General features: G+C 48.6%; 15 protein-coding genes. 8 read left to right on the forward strand and 7 right to left on the reverse strand.

Going from position 1 to position 15207, the window contains the following annotated elements:
- Positions 1–264: 264 nt before the first annotated feature.
- Together rrtA and cysZ are read left to right on the forward strand one after the other, a co-directional pair.
- Positions 265–855, forward strand: coding sequence for a rhombosortase (rrtA, locus tag AC0KUT_RS16185; protein WP_488831428.1), 591 nt, complete (start codon positions 265–267; stop codon positions 853–855).
- A complete protein-coding gene (cysZ, locus tag AC0KUT_RS16190; RefSeq protein ID WP_488831429.1) occupies positions 856–1593 on the forward strand; it encodes a sulfate transporter CysZ in 738 nt (245 codons plus the stop codon).
- Between the two features lie 185 nt (positions 1594–1778).
- On the opposite strand, the gene AC0KUT_RS16195 is transcribed toward cysZ, so the two are convergent.
- The 3 genes from AC0KUT_RS16195 to rhlB all read right to left on the reverse strand — a co-directional run bounded on the left by AC0KUT_RS16195 (position 1779) and on the right by rhlB (position 5746).
- Positions 1779–3050: a response regulator gene (locus AC0KUT_RS16195; RefSeq protein WP_488831430.1), complete on the reverse strand. Its 1272-nt coding sequence runs from the start codon at positions 3048–3050 to the stop codon at positions 1779–1781.
- Between the two features lie 82 nt (positions 3051–3132).
- On the reverse strand, positions 3133–3990 hold the full coding sequence (locus AC0KUT_RS16200) for a DMT family transporter (protein WP_488831431.1): 858 nt from the start codon (positions 3988–3990) through the stop codon (positions 3133–3135).
- Between the two features lie 70 nt (positions 3991–4060).
- Positions 4061–5746, reverse strand: coding sequence for an ATP-dependent RNA helicase RhlB (rhlB, locus tag AC0KUT_RS16205; RefSeq protein ID WP_488831432.1), 1686 nt, complete (start codon positions 5744–5746; stop codon positions 4061–4063).
- 227 nt (positions 5747–5973) lie between these two features.
- On the opposite strand from rhlB, the gene AC0KUT_RS16210 reads away from it, so the two are divergent.
- Positions 5974–6693 carry a type 1 glutamine amidotransferase gene (locus tag AC0KUT_RS16210; RefSeq protein WP_488831433.1) on the forward strand — a complete coding sequence of 240 codons (720 nt, stop codon included), beginning with the start codon at positions 5974–5976 and terminating at the stop codon, positions 6691–6693.
- Between the two features lie 99 nt (positions 6694–6792).
- On the opposite strand, the gene AC0KUT_RS16215 is transcribed toward AC0KUT_RS16210, so the two are convergent.
- From AC0KUT_RS16215 to AC0KUT_RS16230, 4 genes are all read right to left on the reverse strand, one after another.
- Positions 6793–7482 carry a VIT1/CCC1 transporter family protein gene (locus AC0KUT_RS16215; RefSeq protein ID WP_488831434.1) on the reverse strand — a complete coding sequence of 230 codons (690 nt, stop codon included), beginning with the start codon at positions 7480–7482 and terminating at the stop codon, positions 6793–6795.
- A gap of 145 nt (positions 7483–7627) precedes the next feature.
- Complete coding sequence (locus tag AC0KUT_RS16220) at positions 7628–8005, reverse strand: GFA family protein (RefSeq protein ID WP_488831435.1); 378 nt, start codon at positions 8003–8005, stop codon at positions 7628–7630.
- Positions 8006–8024: 19 nt separating this feature from the next.
- Positions 8025–8570 carry a cytochrome b gene (locus tag AC0KUT_RS16225; RefSeq protein WP_488831436.1) on the reverse strand — a complete coding sequence of 182 codons (546 nt, stop codon included), beginning with the start codon at positions 8568–8570 and terminating at the stop codon, positions 8025–8027.
- Between the two features lie 110 nt (positions 8571–8680).
- Positions 8681–9166, reverse strand: a complete 486-nt coding sequence (locus AC0KUT_RS16230) for a DUF3465 domain-containing protein (protein WP_488831437.1) — start codon at positions 9164–9166, stop codon at positions 8681–8683.
- A gap of 442 nt (positions 9167–9608) precedes the next feature.
- Between AC0KUT_RS16230 and AC0KUT_RS16235 the strand changes: the two genes are divergently transcribed.
- From AC0KUT_RS16235 to AC0KUT_RS16255, 5 genes are all read left to right on the forward strand, one after another.
- Positions 9609–9920: a hypothetical protein gene (locus AC0KUT_RS16235; RefSeq protein ID WP_488831438.1), complete on the forward strand. Its 312-nt coding sequence runs from the start codon at positions 9609–9611 to the stop codon at positions 9918–9920.
- A gap of 80 nt (positions 9921–10000) precedes the next feature.
- Positions 10001–12358, forward strand: coding sequence for an efflux RND transporter permease subunit (locus tag AC0KUT_RS16240; RefSeq protein WP_488831439.1), 2358 nt, complete (start codon positions 10001–10003; stop codon positions 12356–12358).
- 1 nt (position 12359) lies between these two features.
- Positions 12360–13154, forward strand: a complete 795-nt coding sequence (locus AC0KUT_RS16245) for an outer membrane lipoprotein-sorting protein (protein WP_488831440.1) — start codon at positions 12360–12362, stop codon at positions 13152–13154.
- Between the two features lie 100 nt (positions 13155–13254).
- On the forward strand, positions 13255–13872 hold the full coding sequence (locus AC0KUT_RS16250; protein ID WP_488831441.1) for a TetR/AcrR family transcriptional regulator: 618 nt from the start codon (positions 13255–13257) through the stop codon (positions 13870–13872).
- Positions 13873–13909: 37 nt separating this feature from the next.
- Positions 13910–15091 carry a hypothetical protein gene (locus AC0KUT_RS16255; protein ID WP_488831442.1) on the forward strand — a complete coding sequence of 394 codons (1182 nt, stop codon included), beginning with the start codon at positions 13910–13912 and terminating at the stop codon, positions 15089–15091.
- Positions 15092–15207 lie beyond the last annotated feature (116 nt).

Genomic DNA, 15207 nt, shown 5'->3' on the forward strand with positions numbered 1-15207 from the left:
GGGGACATACCTTAGCTATCGGTAGCTTAGGTAATTTCTTGAGCGATGGCCGGCATCAAATATCGCCAGCGTAGATGGCAGCTAGACAGCAGCCCGCTGAAAAGCACATACCCAAAACCAAACTCTAGACCACTGACAAGTAAACAGAGCCGTATTTCGACTCAAATACTCAATTTAAACTATGCCCAGTAAACCACTAGGCTGCATTTGCTAGGACTATAAACAAGCCCTAAAATAGCCAACTTAATAATATTGAAGCCCCTTATGAACCGCCTAACCCTGTCACCGAGCATTTATTTAAGCATCCTACTTACAGGTTTGATGCTCCTACTCAGCGCGGTACCGGCCGCTTTTGATACCCTGAGCCTGAGTCGCGAAGCCCTTAGTAAGGGTGAACTTTGGCGTTTGCTGACGGGTAACTTGGTGCATTTCGGCTGGCCCCATACGCTAATGAACTTGGCAGCATTTTTACTGTGCACTTTTGCCTTATTAGCACAGCAGTCGCTACTTAAGTTTAGCCTGCTATTTTTATGGTGCTGCATGGCAGTTGGGCTTGGGGTATTTTATTTAAACCCTGAATACACCACCTATGCGGGCTTATCTGGGGCGATTCATGGTTTTATTGTTGTTGGGCTCGCGCAAAGCCGCTTGCATCCACTGTGGTTGCGCATGGGCGCATTGGCTTTAGTGGCAGGAAAAATCTGGCAGGAACAAAGCCCAAATTATACGGCGACTGATTTACAGGCGCTGCTGCCAGTGCCAGTTGCTACTGATGCACATTTATATGGGGCGCTTGCCGGTGTCGCATTTTTACTTATTGAATACAGCTTCAACAAAGCGAGAAGGAATCACTAAATGCAAGGCTCTCCCGCACAGGCTCTTGATTATTTTGTGGCAGGCGCACGCCTGATTAGCAAGCCCGGCTTTCGTCGGTTTATTTTTATTCCGCTACTGGTCAATCTGGTTATTTTTATCGGTGTGACTATAGCGCTATTTTATGCGTTTCAAGATTTTTTCACGCTCGCGGTGAGCTGGACACCAAGCTGGCTGACATGGCTTACTTGGCTGCTGTGGCCCCTAACAGGCTTTATTTTTTTGGTAATTTACGGTTACAGTTTCAATTTAATCACTAACTTTATCGCGGCACCTTTTTACGGTTTGCTCGCAGAAAAAATAGAAAGCCACCTAACTGGCGTATCGCCCCCTAATGAGCCGTGGGACCAATTAATTCCCCGCACACTCAAGCGCGAAGTTATCAAACTTTGGTATTTCATCAGTCGTGGCTGCTTAGTTTTGTTGCTTTTTATTGTGTTGTTTTTTTTACCGGGGGCAAATTTGCTCGGCGCACTTATCGCAGGTATTTGGGCTTGCTGGTGCATGGCGGTACAATATTTAGATTATCCAGCAGACAACCACCAACTGAGCTTTCGCCAGCTGCGTCGCCGCCTCAACCAGCAACCACTTACCAGCTATAGCTTGGGTGGTATAGTCTTAGTTGGCAGCATGGTGCCTTTTTTAAATATCATAGTAACGCCCATTGCCGTTGCAGGCGCAACGCTCTACTGGACGAAAGAAGTGAAAAATTTGGCCTAGATAGCCAGGGGAACCACTGAAAAAAATGATCAACTTGGACGTCTATAATTTTTCAGCTAACCCTTCTGTTAAAGAAGGGCGCGGTTATAGGTAAAATAAGAATATCGCTATCCGCAGTGAAAAAAGCACATATTGCATCGAACAATTAGGCAAAAACCTCTTTCACCCGGCTAACAGCCACTAGTTTAGTGCTCATTTTCGTGCGCCTCATCTTCGTCATCCACAATCATTTGACCACCCGCCTCTTTTGCGCGCTGAACATACTTAATGGCCTGCGCGACCTGCCGATCAAAGGTTTCCTGCAGATTATTCGTCACACCCGCACTAAACGAAAAGTGCATTTCTTCGCCATTAATAATAAAGGCTTCAGCAGCAATAATTTGTTTCACTTTATTCAATAGAGCTACCGCTTTTTCATTATCAAGACCGGGAATTAATACGTAAAAATCATCGCTATCGGCACGCGCCAAGAGAAAGCGCCCAAGCATTTGGCTGAGCCTAGCAGCAATGAGCTTGAGTGCTTGGTCGCCCCACGCATTACCATGGCTCAAGTTCACTTGACTGAAATGATCTACATTAATCACGGCCAAGGCCAGTGGCGATGATTGCTCACGAGCCAGCTTATAGTGTTCGCGCGCCGCGTTAAAAAAGTAGGAGCGATGAAATAGCCCGGTGAGATGATCGCGCTGAGCATTAAAGGTGATTTGCTCAATCAACTCCAAGGATTCAAGATTGTGAATAACGCGGCAATAGAATTCTTCAGGGTGAAAGGGTTTACGCAAAAAGTCATTGGCGCCATGTTTAATGAACTTCGCCGAGAGCGCTTCACTGCTTTCACCCGAGACGCCGATCATAATCAAGTCGGTTTTATCGTATTTGTAACGCAGGTTTTTTACTAGCTCGAAGCCATCCATGCGCGGCATGTTGTAGTCGGTAATCAATAATTTGATGTCGGGATTGGCGAGTAATACCTTGATCGCATCTATGCCATCCATTGCATCCAACACTTGAAACAAATGGCGTTTCAGCAAGTTGACCACATGCTTGCGCGACATATCAGAATCGTCGACTACCAGCACTTTAATACTCTGATTCTTTTCGAGCCGCTGAATCAAGCTGATCGCTTTGGTATAAGCGTAGCGCCCCTCTTTAGTGACGTAATCCACAATGCCTTTGGCAAATAGCTGTTCGCGCCGCTGCTCGTCGTAACTGCCAGTAAGCACTATGGTCGGAATTTTTCTGCTAAGCATGAAGTCCACCACTTCGCCATCGGGCGCATCGGGTAAATTCAAATCCACAAGAGCGGCAAAAAAGTCATCGTCATGCTCTGCGCAAAGCGCCTGAGCCTGGGCAAGGCTTTGGGCATAAAAGGCTTCATGGGGCAGGCTGTGCTGGGCGAGGTGACGTAGGATCTTCAACACCATGTCGCTGTCTTCGACAATAAGGATCTTTTTCATAGGGCTAAACTCAATATTTTTCTTTAAATATCAATTGAGTCTAGCTAAGTATTAAGAAAATGCTGTATGGCTAGCCCTCGAGCTAGGGCTGATGCTTACGCGTCGACTCATAAAAAGCCGCCAGCAGAATAACAGCCCCCCCAAGCAAGGTGAGATTATTGGGGTAGGTGTGGAAAAATACAATCTCATAGCCCACCGCATAAACAGGCTGCATACAGGCAACCAAGCCCACCGTTTTGGCTTTAAGGTAACGCAGGGCGAAGCCCAAGAGCGTATGGGTAAATGCCGTAAGCACCACACCTAAGCCCAGCAGCAGCCACCAATCCTGCGCACTGGGTTGATGTTGAGAAAGCATAAGTACTGGCGACATTAACAGCGCTACCACCAACACTTGATAGCTCATGGAGCGCGCGGCACTCTGACCACTAAACCAATATCCCAAGAGCAAATTGCGCAGGGCAAAACTGAGCGCCGACAGCAGACCCCAGGCAACACCTTGGGTCAGGTTGTTGCTCAAATCAAACTCTGGCACCAGCAGATAAATTCCCACCATGACAAAACAGCCACTTAGTACATCGCGCCAATCGAGCTTGGTGCGCTTGAGCCATGGCTCTATAAATACGGTAATAACGGGATATGCGTAGAGCGAGATCATACCAATGGCGATATTGGCAACCTGCATCGAGTGGAAAAAGGTAATCCAGTGCGCACCTAAAAGTGCACCGAGCAGCAGCATGCGCCAGTAGTCTCTGCGACTGCTCAGGCCAATGTTGCGTTCGCGCCACCAGATCCACGCAAAAAGTAGAACCGATGCTATCCAAGTACGCCAGCCGGTAATATCCCAGGCAGGCAACTGAATAAGCTTCGAAAAAACGCCTGTTGCCCCCATCAGAAAGGCGCTGGCATGGAGTGTTAAGAGGGCGGTTTTAGCGGTGGACATGTCAACGTCTCGAGGAAAGACCGCACAGCCTAGAACAGGCCGCACGGCTAAATCTACAATCTAGTAATGCTTAACGGCGGGGGCGCGAACCACTGCGATTGCCGCCGCTACGATTGCCACTGGAACGACCGGCACCTGAGCGGTTGCCTACAGAGCGGTTGCTATAGCGCTCGTCGCCGCGCGCGCGCGGTGGTGCAGGCGGCAGGTCCGGCGGCGTCAATAAGAGGTATTCGGGCGGCTGTTCGCACTTGATCTCGTTGCCGAGCAGCTTAGCGATAGGCTCCAATAGAAGTGCATCATCTTCACACGCAAAGCTAATAGATGTACCGCTTTTGCCCGCGCGACCCGTACGGCCAATACGGTGCACATAATCTTCCGGCTCTTCCGGCAGCGTGAAATTGACTACGTGACTGATACCACTGATATGAATACCGCGGCCCGCCACATCCGTCGCCACCAAGACTTTAGTTTCGCCTGATTTAAACGCATCCAGAGTAGAAACACGCTTGTTCTGGGCGATTTCACCAGAAAGTAAGCCCGCATTAATACCGTGACGCTGCAGTTTTTCTTGCAGATCACGACACTCATCGCGGCGATTAGCGAATACAATCATGCTCTCGGCATGCTCTTGCTGAATCAAGTTATATAACAGGGTGTATTTTTCTTCTGTCGACACCAAGTACACATGCTGATCAACGCGCGCATTGGCAACAGACTCTGGCTCAATATCAATAATGATCGGTTCAAAGGTCCACTGCTCAACTAAGGTACGCACCTCATCGGTGAAGGTAGCGGAGAAAAACAGTGTTTGGCGATCTTCGCGCTTAGGTGTCTGGCGCACAATTTGGCGCACCTGAGGGATAAAACCCATGTCCAACATGCGATCCGCCTCGTCGATAACCAGCACTTCTAACTGATCGAGGTAGACATCTTTGTTGCCGCAGAAGTCGAGCAAGCGACCTGGCGTCGCCACCAGAATATCGACAAATTCATTGTTCAGGTGGCGCTGTTGCTTCACATAATCCATACCGCCAACGAGCGTATGAATTTTAAGATCCGTGTATTTACACAGGCCTTTAGCATCTTCTGCAATTTGAATAACTAGCTCGCGTGTGGGCGCGATAATCAACGCGCGCGCTTCGCCCGCATAGCGCTTTTCTTGAATGGGGTTTTTCAGTAGATCATCGATAATCGCCGTTAAAAACGCAGCCGTTTTACCCGTACCGGTTTGCGCCTTGCCGACCACATCTTTACCTTGCAAGGCATGGGGCAGCGACTGCGCCTGAATCGCAGAGCAGTATTTAAAACCGAGATCTGCAATAGCGCGCATCAAGGGCTGAGGTAAATCAAAGTCGTGAAAGCGGCGTTTGCCCTCTATTTCTTCCACATGAAATTCACTTTCATCCCAGGGGCCATGGTCCACCTTCACGGGTTTGCGCGGTGCCGGTTCGGGCTTAGGTTGCGCAGGCGCTGAGGTAGTTCCCGTGACTGCCGGCCCAGCAGTATGAGCAGGCTTATTGCGACCGCGACTACCGCGACTTTGTTGTCCACCGCGCTGGCTACCTGAGCGCTCGCGACTCGGCTTATGTTCTGTACTCGAACGTTCACTGCTTGAACGCCCGCTGGAGTGTTTAGCCTGCGCCTGCTGGCTGGAGGAAGACTGATCGCCTGACTGCGAAGTATTTGTGCCTTTGTGTTCGGGCTTTTCTGCCCCATTTCCTATTAATTTCTTAAAAAATCCGATCAATCTATTCACCAAATGTATAACAGCTAGAGAGGGCGGGAGCAGCGTGTCGGCCCCCAGAATTATCGCTATACCGCAGCTTGTGTTGGCTAGCGAGAGGATTGCGCAGCTAAGCTGCTCAATAAATGCGCCGAGTATACACGAATCAGGCGCCAACCCGCGCTTTGGCCCTTGGTTCCAGCAAATTTAACCCAGTAGAATGGAGGCCTTCACAATTCTAAACACAAGGATGCAAAACTATGCGAATTCACAGCCTTCAACATGTCGCTTTTGAAGATATTGGCAGCATGACCGCAGACTTTATCGCGCGCGGCTTCAGCCTCAGCAGCACCCACTGGTATAGAGGCGATACAGCACCCACACTCGACAGTTTTGATGCGTTGATCGTGATGGGCGGCCCCATGGGGATTTACGATGAAGCAATTTACCCTTGGCTCACAGCAGAAAAACAGCTGATCAAAGCCGCTATAGCCGCCGATAAATTAGTGCTGGGAATTTGCTTAGGGGCACAGCTAATCGCCGATGCGTTAGGCGCGGTAGTGAGCCGCAACGCCCACAAAGAAATCGGTTGGCTGCCATTGCATATCTACCCTGAAGCCAATCACCACCCGATTGCGAAAATACTGGCAAGCTACCCAGAGGTTTTTCACTGGCATGGCGACACCTTCGCCCTCCCCCAAGGAGCGCAAGCCCTCGCCTATTCTGATGGCTGCCCACAGCAGGCATTTGCCTATGGCGCGCGCGTTTTCGGATTACAATTTCACTTGGAAACAACACCAGACTCTGCACAAGCCTTAATCGAACATTGCAGCGCAGACATAGACGGCAGCCGCTACACCCAAAACCCAGCACAGATTATGGCCAGCGGCGATAAATTCAAGCAAATTAACCAGGCTATGAGCGCGCTCCTAGCAGTGCTTTTTCCAACAGAGATACACCCTGAGCAGCCATCCGTATAAAAGCGTGGCTGCTCTTGCGCAAACCTCAGAACAAAAGCCCTAATGTGTAGCGCACTGAGATCAACAACCCAAACCAACTGCATCAACAGCTCAAGCCAACTACATCAACAACTCAAACCAATGACCCGCAGCAGCGGTTAAGCCCATAGCCGCCGCACCCCAAAAGCCCACACGCACAGCACCTAGGTAGGTATTGGCACCACCGGCTTTTGCCGCCAAACCACCGAGTAACAAGAGCGCCAAGAGGGAAACAACTGCGATACCCCAAATAAGCATCGCACCGGGCAAGAGCAACGCCGCCAGAAATGGAATTAAAGCACCAACAGCAAAAGTGCCCGCCGATGTAAACGCGGCCTGTAGTGGGCGAGCGGAAAAAGCATCGGTTATGCCCAACTCATCGCGCGCGTGGGCCGCGAGTGCATCGTGCGCCGTAAGTTGTTGCGCCACCTGCTGTGCCAGCTCCGGCGTAAGTCCACGCGCAACATAAATTTCACGTAGCTCACGCAGCTCTCCCACAGGGTCTTCACGCAACTCTTCCTGCTCACGCTCCATATCAGCGGCTTCTGTATCCGCCTGGGACCGCACCGACACATACTCACCCGCTGCCATACTCATGGCTCCTGCCACTAAGCCTGCAACACCCGCTAGCAGCACCGCTGCGCTATCTGCCGCCGCGGCCGCAATACCCATCATCAAACTGGCCGTGGAAATAATCCCATCGTTAGCACCCAATACCGCCGCGCGTAACCAACCCGAGCGATGCAATTTATGTCCTTCGCGGTGTCGCATAATCATTACCTTTTATTTACAGAGTGCCAGAGAGCATCAAGATACTGCATTAAACTGCTTGCAGAGTTTGCAAGAATCGGAGGGCGCGACTTCAAGTAATAAGTGTTATAAATTTACAGTAGATCGCAATTAACCACAGAGCAAGCTATTGGCTTTTGTGGGACAAACTTTGCGCGTGCGCTTCCCAATTTTGCCCATCAAATTGCACTATATGAACTCGCGGTGGACGAGTTTTCAATGTGCGCAAATTAATATCCACCCCATCTGGATTTGAACGAGGAATATAAAAGGGTTTAATACCGCAGACTTTACAAAAAGTGTGCCGCGCCACGCCCGTGTTAAATTGATAAGTAGTGATGTAACTCTCACCAGCCAATAAACGAAAGTTGCGCCGCGGCACGATTAAATGCAGATAGCCTGTCATGGCACAAATAGAACAGTTGCAGTCCTCTACTTCTACCGCATCCGGCGCATCCACCTCAAACTGAATTGCGCCGCAATGACAAGCTCCCGCATACCACATAACCTAATACCGCCTAGACCTAACCGTTTTTACGAAAAGACATACGTAACAAGGTATTGTCTTTCTTTACATAGTGATGAAACAAACCAGCGAGCGCATGCAACCCAATAAGGAAGTAACCTATGGTGCCGCCGAGCTTATGCAAGTCTTCAATTTTTTCACCAAGCGCATGATCCTTGCCCATAATCGGCGGAATTTCCAATCCAAAAAACGGTACGCTATTACCTTCGGCACTAAACACCAACCAACCCGCGATGGGCATGGCGATCATAAATGCATAAAGGGTTATATGCATGACTTTCGCCAAGAGATTTTCGATAGGTTTAGGCGTTGGCTCTATCGCCGGCGTTGAGCTTGATACGCGCACCGCCAAGCGAATCACCACCAATAAAAGCACCGACATTCCCAACATAAAATGCAAGCTGGTCACAAATTTACGTTCTGCGCTACCCTTAGGGAGATAGCCGTGAATTTCCATGGTGAAATAAACCGCAATTAAAAGTGCCAACATAAACCAATGTAGACCGATAATAATAGGGTTGTAGCGACGTGTAATTTGGGTCATAAAAATTCCTCTATGTTTATTGTAAAAGCACAACGGATATCCATTTTTCACGCACATTAAATATCCAGCTGCAGCTTAAATTGTTGTCGTTATGTATTCACTAGGCGGCTCTATTTATAAACTCGCCCTTGGTATTTAATCCAACCCCCCGAGTGGTGCCCCTGAGGATCATGGTGGGTCCAGTGCATCAACCCACCCTGAGAATTCCATTCATACTCACCCGCAAACTCGATGAGCTCACCTTTGCGTAAATTTTCTAAGCGCGGAGCCAAATCTATATTGTGTACCAATAATATCGTTTGGCCCGATGCCAAGGTTACAAGGATTTTTTGATGGCGACTACCGCGCATATCATCTGGCAAGAGCCGCTTAATAATCCCCTCCCCGCTCAACTGAACACCACTCTGCTGAGCTTTAAATACCTCAGCAAAGCGCAGATCACTGCCGAGCATGCCGTCAAACTGCGTCAATTCCGAGGTCGAATCCTGCGCATGCTGCTCAGTTTGCTGGTACAGGTTGATGCGATTTAACAACCCGAGGGACAGTGCAAAAATCAATAACGCCCAAAGGGGTTTCACTCTTCCTTTAGCCTTCATAAGCCCACCTTTGTTTCTCATTAACGATGAGAGAGGATACACAGCCTCGTTCAAAACATGCAGCTAAACATCAAAAAGCATCAAAAACAAAAATATCCTCCCCAAAAAAGCGATTTAAAGGGCACCTCTAGCCAAGACCAGCCTATAAGGTCAAGATTAAGATAAGGTTAAGCCTTCATCACATTGACCCGCCGAACATTGACCCGCCGAACATTGCCGCCCGAGTTTGTCATCCTCCCCTATCGGCCTAGATTCACTGCTTGCGCCCTTTTCACTCCTAGCCTGTACTTGATGGCCGTCGCAACTACGGCAGTTCACATAGAAGCCCTCGAGCTATTAACGCCACATACATTGACAGACCATTTAGCCTGTTATTTAATGCCCTACCGACCAACTGGTCGGTTAAATCAACATACATAAAAACACAGCAGCAGGGATCGTTATGAGCCGCATCGCAACGTGCGAATACCTTAAAGCACGCAGTGTAGAGTCCGCTACCGGAATAACCGTCGCGCGCACATCCGACACAATTAGTTCAGCCCAATTTCATCGCATTGCAGACTGCTCTATGGGCAATTTACCTAGCAACAGCATTCATCAGCGCAAATACGAACTGGCCGCAAAAAATCTGTTAGAACCTATTGCGCCTCACGCCAATATGCAAATACATCAACTCCACCAAGCCAACAGCACGTTTGGTGTTATTGCCGCCCCCACAGAAAAACGTTATCGCAAGTTTGGCGCTGCGCAATAGATGTCCCATTAACCTTATTAATAACATTGCGCAGGACAAGTTCGGCGCATCTCACTTATCTCAACAAGGAGTTTTACGTCATGATTAAGTCTTATGCACAATGGTTAATGCGCTGGCGCTGGCTAGTTATAGTTGCCAGTTTTTTAGTGGTGGGCGCTATTGCCAGCGGTATGCGCTTTTTAGAATTCACCATGGAGTACCGCGCATTTTTCTCGCCAGAAAATCCACAGCTACAAGCTTTCGAAAGAATGCAAAACACTTACGCCAAGGCCGATAATGTTATGTTCGTTATTGCCCCTAAAGACGGCAAGGTATTCTCTCCAACAACCCTGGCATCACTGCAATGGCTTACCGAACAAGCGTGGCAAATGCCCTACTCAAATCGCGTGGACTCGCTCACCAACTTTCAATACACCCAAGCGGATGAAGATGACCTCAGTGTCGCCGATCTCGTCAGTGAACCGCTTAGCCTAAATGCGAGTGAATTAAAAAAATTGGCGCGCATTGCCAAGAATGAACCCATGCTCAATAAGCGCCTTATAAATGAAGCTGCAAGCGTAACTGGTGTCAATATCACACTCCAACTGCCAGGCAAAAGCCTCACTGAATCACCTGAAGTCGCCAATTTTGCACGCGACCTAGCGCAGCAGCTCACCGCGCGCGACAGTAACCTTGAGGTGCGTTTAACGGGCGTCGCCATGATGAATGCCACCTTCGGTGAAACCTCCGAAAAAGACATGAGCACCTTGGTGCCACTTATGTTTTTAATGGTGCTCATCACCTTGGGAATCCTGCTGCGCAGCCTAGCACCCGTAGTGGTAACTCTCGTTGTCATCATGATGTCAATTATGGTGGGCATGGGTGCTTTTGGTTGGAGCGGATTAAAAATGACATCGCCTGTCGCCTCCGCACCCACCATCATTCTCACCATGGCGGTGGCCGATGCTGTACATATATTTGTTACCTATCTCTGGAATTTGCGCCATGGCTTCGACAAACACAGCGCCATGGTTGAAAGCCTGCGCGTAAACTTTCAGCCTGTACTGCTCACGTCCGTCACCACTATCGTCGGTTTTATGAGCATGAACTTCACCGAGGTACCACCCCTTGCGCACTTAGGCAATACTGTCGCCGTGGGCGTTGCCGCCGCATTTATTTTGAGCGTCACATTGTTACCTGCGCTGAGTGTAGTGCTGCCAATTAAACAGCGCGAAATGAAAGACAAACACCATCCCTTTTTTGATTGGCTTGCCGTCTTTGTCAGCCGTCAATACAAAACTATTCTCTGGTCGCTCTCACTCGTCACCATTGGTTTTTCCGCACTTTTACCGTTAAATGAAATTAACGATGAGTTTGTAAAATATTTTGACCAGCGCGTCGCCTTTCGCGTCGATTCCGATTTTGCCTCTGAAAATTTACTCGGCCCCTACTCCATTGATATCTCTATCAATTCACAAGAATCCAATGGCATTTCAGCGCCCGCCTTTTTAGCCAAAATAGAAAGCTTTGTCGCCTTTGCCAAAACCTACCCCGAAGTCGCGCACGTATTCACCCTTACGGATACCATGAAGCGACTCAATAAAAATATGCACGGCGACGATCCTAAATGGAATAAATTGCCCGACGAACGCGAACTGGCAGCGCAGTATCTGTTGATGTATGAAATGTCATTACCCTATGGCCTAGATCTCAACAATCAAATTGATTTAGACAAGTCGGCCACGCGCATTACTTTGTCCACCAGCAACCTCAGCTCCGCGCAATTGCTACGTTTAGAGCAAGACTTTGCCAACTGGTTTAGCACCAACGCACCGGAACTGAGTATCGATCAAGCCAGCACGGCACTGATGTTTGCCCACATAGGCCAACGCAATGCGCACAGCCAAGTGATTGGTGTCAGCCTTTCGCTAGTAGTAATTTCAATGATTCTGGTATTTGCACTGCGCTCGGCAAAAATTGGCGCAATCAGCTTAGTGCCCAACCTAGCACCGGCTGCAATTGCGTTTGGCATCTGGGGCTTAGTCGACGGTCAAATAGGTATGTCGACATCCATAGTAGCTGGTATGACCCTCGGGATTGTTGTCGACGATACCATTCACTTCCTCAGCAAATATGTGCGCGCACGCCGCGAAAAGTCGCTCGATGCCGCGGGTGCCATTCACTACGCTTTTTCACAAGTCGGGCAAGCACTCACCGTCACCACTATTATTTTAGTAGCGGGATTTTCAGTGCTCATGGTCTCCACCTTCAAACTCAATGCCGACATGGGCTTACTCGTTGCACTCACCATTAGCATCGCGCTTGTCTTGGACTTTTTACTTCTGCCCGCACTGCTCATGGCTTTTGATCGCAAGGCCTACCCACAAACAGCAGCCCAAACGGCGGCACAAACAACACCACAGCCAACATCATCCACTTATGTACAAGGAACCCTATAAGATGCTGAAACCACTTTTATTAAGCCTAACGCTACTTAGCTTTAACGCTGTCGTCCTCGCGGCAGAAGCTACCACTGACAACGCCGCAAAAGGGCTCGCCATAGCCACCGAGGCGGATGCTCGCGATAGCGGCTGGGGCGATTCAACAGCTACTATGCACATGGTGTTAATCAACGCGGCAGGTCAACGTAGCGAGCGCGACCTACGCATAAAAAACTTAGAAGTTAAAGGCGACGGTGATAAAAGCCTCTCGATTTTCGACTCACCTAAAGACGTACAAGGCACTGCATTCTTATCTTTTTCTCACGCCCTTGAGGCCGATGAGCAATGGCTGTATTTGCCCGCACTAAAACGCGTTAAGCGCATCTCCTCCGCAAACAAATCTGGGCCCTTCATGGGCAGCGAGTTTGCCTTTGAAGATCTCAGTTCCAGCGAGATCGAAAAATTTTCCTATGAATACTTACGCGATGAAACCCTAGATGGCCGCGCCTGCTTTGTAGTGCGCTCCATTCCACAATACGAAAGTTCAGGCTACAAGTTTCGCGATGCATGGATCGACAAAGAACACTATCGCCTAACCAAGGTAGACTTTTATGATCGCAAAGGCTCACTGCTGAAAACCCTAACCCAAAGCGGATACCAACAATATTTAAATAAATATTGGCGCGCAGACATGTTCACCATGGTGAATCATCAAACCAAAAAAAGTACCGAACTGCGCTGGAAAGACTATGCGTTTCAGGTTGGCTTAAGCGATGCAGATTTCAATCGCAACAGTTTAATGCGTAGCAAATAGCCACAACACCCACTGCGGGGACAGCTTGCATCGGTCCCCGCAGCAGAGAACCATAAGGAATTGTTACGCAACACAATTTATTACACTTAATGAGATCCCTATGGTTACCGAACGCAACGCCGAACAAACCCGCGCCCGAATTCTTGAAGCCGCTCACGAAGAAATTTATCAAAATGGTTATCAAGGCATGCGCATAGACGCCATATTACAAAAGACTAGCCTTGCCAAAGGCGCGCTCTATCATCACTTCCCCAACAAGTTAGCGCTGGGTTATGCCGTGGTGGAAGAAATTTTAATGGGTTACTTCATGGAAACTTGGCAAGGCTTTCTCAGCCAAGACAAAAACCCACTCACGGCCATGCAAAATTTATTCTTATGGAAAGCCGAATGTTTTCAAAATGAAGTCTGCTTCAATGGCTGCCCACTCAACAACCTCAATCAAGAAATGGCCGCTATAGATGAAGGTTTTCATGAGCGATTAGAAATGGTTATGAACACCATCATGACAGCGATAGTAACGTCACTGTATGAGGGGCAAGCTCAAGGCTATGTGCGCACTGACATCAACCCTGAAAAAATTGCCATGTTTTTACTCGCAAGTTATCAGGGCATTATGGGTGCAGCCAAATGCATGCAAGCACCACAGCTCCTAACGGAATTATTCGGCACCCTTAATGACTACATAGATACATTGCGCCCACACCCAATCCACGCATAAACAGCTGAAATAACGTTTTTGAAAAGAAAGGAATACCATGAAATACATTGATAGATCTGCACTGGCCTACTGCGTACTGTGCAGTTATTTACTGACATGGCCACTCGCCGCCTCTGCAGTAGAAACCCGCGGCTATATAGGTGTAGATACGCGCTACTTTAGTGAAAGCCAAGATATGCAAACTTCACTCTACATAGAGCCGGAATGGTATTGGGAGTCAGATGCTGGAAATAGCGCACTCACCTTCAAACCTTATAGCCGTATCGACAGCCTTGATAGCGAGCGCAGCCACACCGATATTCGCGAATTGTTTTGGCAATATGCAGCAGACACTTGGGAGCTGCGCGCGGGTATTAACAAAATTTACTGGGGCGTCACCGAAAGCCAACATCTTGTGGATATCATCAATCAAACCGATCAGCTCGAAGGTGTAGATGGTGAAGACAAGCTAGGGCAACCCATGGTGCAGCTCACACTCATTCGCGACTGGGGTGTAATCGACACCTTTGTTTTACCCTACTTTCGCGCACGAAAATTTCCGAGCAACGATGGCCACTTTAGCTTACCGCTAGAGTTCAACAACCAAGCCCGTTACGAAGCGCGCAATGAAGAAAACCACACCGACCTAGCGCTGCGCTATAGCCATAATCTTGGCGACTGGGATCTCGGTTTAAGTTATTTTCGCGGCACCAACCGCGACCCACAATTACACCCGAACCTAAGCGGCACTGAACTCGTGGCTTACTATTCACAAATCGAACAGGTGGGCATAGATCTTCAAGCGACCAAAGGTGCTTGGCTATGGAAGTGGGAAAGTATTTATCGCACGGAAAATCTCACTGACTACTCGGCTATAACAACAGGTTTTGAATACACCTTTTACGGCCTTGCACAATCGGCAACTGACCTAGGAATATTGGTGGAAATAAACTACGACAGCCGCCAAGCAGACGCTCGCACACCGGCCCAAAAAGATATTTTTATCGGCGGACGCCTAACCCCCAACGACGAGCAAAGCAGCGAATTGCTGTTTGGTATTTCGCAGGACTTAGATGAAAACAGTAGCCATGCACTCAAGCTAGAAGCCAATCGTCGTTTAGGCAGCCGCTACAAAATAGCCATTGAAGGCTGGATCTTTGCCAGTGACATCCCCAGCGACCCCATTTACCTATGGCGCGACCAAGATTTTATTCAATTATCGTTGGATTATTATTTTTAACCAAAATACTTTTCTGCGCCACAAAAATGGTAACGCCACCTACGTTAGATAAATTATTTATAATTTTGACGCAACAATAAAAAAGAGAGGATGCCCTCTCTTTTTTATTGTTGCGC

Source organism: Cellvibrio sp. 25HG11W-0, from assembly GCF_057815475.1.

What these genes read in the sequence shown, in the direction of transcription:
- cysZ (WP_488831429.1), top strand. Translation starts at nt 856, where the DNA reads ATGCAAGGCTCTCCCGCACAGGCTCTTGATTATTTTGTGGCAGGCGCA.
- AC0KUT_RS16195 (WP_488831430.1), bottom strand. Translation starts at nt 3,050, where the DNA reads ATGAAAAAGATCCTTATTGTCGAAGACAGCGACATGGTGTTGAAGATC.
- AC0KUT_RS16225 (WP_488831436.1), bottom strand. Translation starts at nt 8,570, where the DNA reads ATGACCCAAATTACACGTCGCTACAACCCTATTATTATCGGTCTACAT.
- AC0KUT_RS16230 (WP_488831437.1), bottom strand. Translation starts at nt 9,166, where the DNA reads ATGAAGGCTAAAGGAAGAGTGAAACCCCTTTGGGCGTTATTGATTTTT.
- AC0KUT_RS16240 (WP_488831439.1), top strand. Translation starts at nt 10,001, where the DNA reads ATGATTAAGTCTTATGCACAATGGTTAATGCGCTGGCGCTGGCTAGTT.
- AC0KUT_RS16220 (WP_488831435.1), bottom strand. Translation starts at nt 8,005, where the DNA reads ATGTGGTATGCGGGAGCTTGTCATTGCGGCGCAATTCAGTTTGAGGTG.
- AC0KUT_RS16250 (WP_488831441.1), top strand. Translation starts at nt 13,255, where the DNA reads ATGGTTACCGAACGCAACGCCGAACAAACCCGCGCCCGAATTCTTGAA.
- rrtA (WP_488831428.1), top strand. Translation starts at nt 265, where the DNA reads ATGAACCGCCTAACCCTGTCACCGAGCATTTATTTAAGCATCCTACTT.
- AC0KUT_RS16200 (WP_488831431.1), bottom strand. Translation starts at nt 3,990, where the DNA reads ATGTCCACCGCTAAAACCGCCCTCTTAACACTCCATGCCAGCGCCTTT.
- AC0KUT_RS16210 (WP_488831433.1), top strand. Translation starts at nt 5,974, where the DNA reads ATGCGAATTCACAGCCTTCAACATGTCGCTTTTGAAGATATTGGCAGC.
- AC0KUT_RS16255 (WP_488831442.1), top strand. Translation starts at nt 13,910, where the DNA reads ATGAAATACATTGATAGATCTGCACTGGCCTACTGCGTACTGTGCAGT.
- AC0KUT_RS16215 (WP_488831434.1), bottom strand. Translation starts at nt 7,482, where the DNA reads ATGCGACACCGCGAAGGACATAAATTGCATCGCTCGGGTTGGTTACGC.
- AC0KUT_RS16245 (WP_488831440.1), top strand. Translation starts at nt 12,360, where the DNA reads ATGCTGAAACCACTTTTATTAAGCCTAACGCTACTTAGCTTTAACGCT.
- AC0KUT_RS16235 (WP_488831438.1), top strand. Translation starts at nt 9,609, where the DNA reads ATGAGCCGCATCGCAACGTGCGAATACCTTAAAGCACGCAGTGTAGAG.